The sequence below is a fragment of the Sulfuricurvum sp. genome, assembly GCF_022759005.1.
Classification (GTDB): domain Bacteria; phylum Campylobacterota; class Campylobacteria; order Campylobacterales; family Sulfurimonadaceae; genus Sulfuricurvum.
The window spans coordinates 1-3,293 of record NZ_JAEMQA010000137.1 but is presented as its reverse complement, the minus strand read 5'-3'; the positions used below and the strand labels follow the sequence as shown (position 1 = coordinate 3,293).

General features: G+C 38.4%; 3 protein-coding genes. 1 reads left to right on the top strand and 2 read right to left on the bottom strand.

Annotated features, from left to right (window positions below; translation table 11 throughout):
• Positions 1-170 precede the first annotated feature (170 nt).
• On the top strand, positions 171-395 hold the full coding sequence (locus JHC35_RS08440) for a hypothetical protein (RefSeq protein WP_295044180.1): 225 nt from the start codon (positions 171-173) through the stop codon (positions 393-395).
• Between the two features lie 75 nt (positions 396-470).
• Here JHC35_RS08440 and JHC35_RS08435 read toward each other — a convergent pair whose 3' ends face one another.
• Positions 471-1,952, bottom strand: coding sequence for an EAL domain-containing protein (locus JHC35_RS08435; RefSeq protein WP_295044177.1), 1,482 nt, complete (start codon positions 1,950-1,952; stop codon positions 471-473).
• Complete coding sequence (locus tag JHC35_RS08430; RefSeq protein ID WP_295044174.1) at positions 1,949-3,106, bottom strand: FIST C-terminal domain-containing protein; 1,158 nt, start codon at positions 3,104-3,106, stop codon at positions 1,949-1,951. The genes JHC35_RS08435 and JHC35_RS08430 overlap by 4 nt, the downstream gene beginning before the upstream one ends.
• Positions 3,107-3,293 lie beyond the last annotated feature (187 nt).

Here is a 3,293-nt window from a genome sequence, read left to right as displayed (position 1 = left end):
TCACAAGTAACTGTTACAAAACTCAGTGAGAAACATTGTTAATATTTTTCAGCTTTATCATAGCCGTAAATGCACTATTATTGGCATTGTTCCCATTGTTTCGATAGCGTAAAATATTTTCTGTAAATTCCAATGTCAGCTATGATGAGAAAAAAATAGGAGTTATAGCCATGGAATTTAAAGGAAGTAAAATCGAGTTTGATCTTGAGGAGTTGGCCCCGTTACTGATTGCTGATAAGCAAGAAGGGTTTCGTCGAATCGGTGAGCAAATGCTTAATGCGATAATAGAGCGAGATTGGCTTGCGGGAAAGCTAAAAAGCTTGGACTTATCGACTAAAAAAGCAATGGTTGATAGTGAAGGTGTCCAAGCTACAACTAATGCCAAAAATCCTTAAGATATCCCTCAATCGTCAACTAGAACTCTTAAATATCTCTAAGACAGGACACTATGCTGTTTTCAAGGAAGCTTTTTACTTTATAAAATCGCTTTCGCTAGTTTTGTTGTTGGTGGGAATCTGTAAGTGGTTCTCTAGAATAAATACTTCTACTGCTTTTTGATCGATAGGTTTAGAATAAAAATATCCCTGAATGACATCACACCCCATCTCCCATAAAGCTTTGGCCGCAGTGGATGTATCAATCCCTTCAATCGTCACAATTAGCCCCAAACTCTTTGACATAACGATAATAGCGCGTATAAATCGATTGTGGTTTTCACTTTTTTCCCCCGCCATATTTTCTCCACACTGTACGATTAAAGAGCGGTCAATTTTAATCTCATACAGCGGAAGTTCTTTGATATACGCAAGCGATGAGTACCCTGTTCCGAAATCATCCAAAGAGAATCGAATGCCTAAATTCGCACACCGTTCTATAACGACCATTTTGTTTTGAATATCCGTCAGCTCGATACTTTCAGTAATTTCAAATAACAATCGATGTGGGTCAGCACCACTCTCACGTAAAATAATTTCGACATTCTCAATAAAAGTAGGCTGAGACAACCATACAGGGCTTATATTAACCGCAATATCTATCAAAGCAAGCCTATCATCATTTTCCCATGATTTAAGAGTATTACACACTTCCATAAGTACTTTTTCGGATAGCGACACGATAAGGTTTCGTTCCTCGCACAGCGTTATAAAACGATCAGGGTAGATTAAGCTCCCATCATCTTCTCGGATACGTACAAGCGCTTCGAGACCAATAACCATCCCTTCTCGATTTACTTTAGGCTGATAATGGAGAACAAGGCTTTCACTCTCAAGAGCTAGACGAACCTTATTCTCGATTAAAACCTGTTCATTCAAACGCGTTTCAATCGCTTCCTCAAAAAATACTACTTGATCTTTTCCTCGCTTTTTGGCTTCGTACATCGCAACATCGGCGTGACGGATCAAATCGCCCTGAATAGCCATCTCCTCAGATCCAAATAAAACAGCTCCGATACTAGCTGTCACAAAAAATGTGTGCCCACCAACATAATACGAATGTTTGGCACATTTAAGAATTTTTTCACAAATATCTAAAGTAACCATCATTGCACGATCGACATCATCCGAAATCCGTTCAATCAATATAACAAATTCATCGCCACCAAAACGGGCAAAAAAATCTTCCTCTCGAAGTTGTGGCTTAATTTTATTTGCCACATCACATAAAAGTTGATCCCCCTCTTCATGCCCGATGGTGTCATTGACTTGTTTGAAATTATCCAAGTCCATAAACAAAACCGCCCCAATATCCCCATGACGTTTGGCAGCAGAAATAGAACGCTCCAGATTCTCTTCAAACGCAACACGATTCGCTAACCCTGTAAGGGTATCATGGGAAGCCGAATATTGGATTTTTTCAAGAGCATTGCGATTGGCATCGTACAAATAGTCGTATCGACCAGAGACTTCATCTAAAAGGTTATGTAGTAATTGAACTTTAATAGTATTGGTCATCGCTCTTTTATCCCTGTTAGTAATGAAGTCTCATTGTAAAATTTAAGCCCTGTATGTTTTTTATCAGGGCCTATCTCTCCGAATGTAAAGAAACCAAATAAAGGGGCATTGAGGTGAGTAGAATAGACCAGTGCTTCTTCATGCTGTCTCGTATCGAGTGCATACTGACGTGCAATACAGGAAAAATTAAACGCCAAATCGACTTCTGGCATTAAGTCTAAAACTCTCTCCGCACTTTTTACATCCGCTTCTAACAAATTTGAGGGTTCAGCATAAGAGAGTTTGAACCTTGATCCCACTTTAATCGGTCCAAAAAATTCGATAGAATCTTTGTGTATTTCTTTGAACGTACGAACGACCGAAACATATCCTTCCTTCTCATCCAGTAAAACGATAGGGCAATACCATAAATGTCGTATCTCGAAATCAGGAATATCGCGTGTCAACTTATCAATAGTATAGACAAACGAACGATTATCATCGATTGAAATAACCCGATTCTCGGATGCTTCATTAACAGTATACGAAACACCTACAGGCTTGAAGCCCAGCGAAACAGACATAACAGAATCACATTCACAAAAACTGACCAATGCAAAACCATTCTTTATAATACGATCAGAAGTTGCTTGATAGGTTTCAACTTCACCTGTACGAGGGTTGTGCAGACCGCTACAAACACCTCCTACTAGTTTGGAAAAAACAGCTTTGTCCAAATCACTTTTCTCAAGTGCATCGACGAAATAGGCAAAACGATTCTCGCACAATCCAGCAAAGAGAAAATGCGTTGCGTCTCGATTCGCCTCAAGATAATCAACAGTAATATCGATAGCCTCCGAAAGATTATCAAAGATGTCGTCTAAAATCAAAGTTTTTATAGACCCTTTACGTTCAAATTGCATCATACACATCGCAATTCCAGAAACTGTCTCCATCCCCGAAAAAGCATCTACTGCGTGAAATGCCAAAAATTGATCTGTTTTGAAATAGGTCTGTATAAAATGGGAAATTTGCTCTATTGGATAATGGGGAGCAACGGCAATCAGGATGAAATCACTTTGTGTTATCATCGAATCCGCACGATGTGCTATCACAATCTCTTCAATAGCATAACGTAAAACAGGATGAGTGGAAAAATAGTTTCGTGCAATCATTAAAACCCCATCTTTAAAAATACTATAAGACTTTCAGATTGACGTTTTTTATACTTATAAAACGTGTCTTAATAGAAAGAATTATTAATATCTTGACACAGAATCCCTTAAGAAAATATTTTGGTAACTACTCACCCACCCAGCAAAAAACGGAACTATTTTGCAACAGGTCTAATAAGTCTATGTT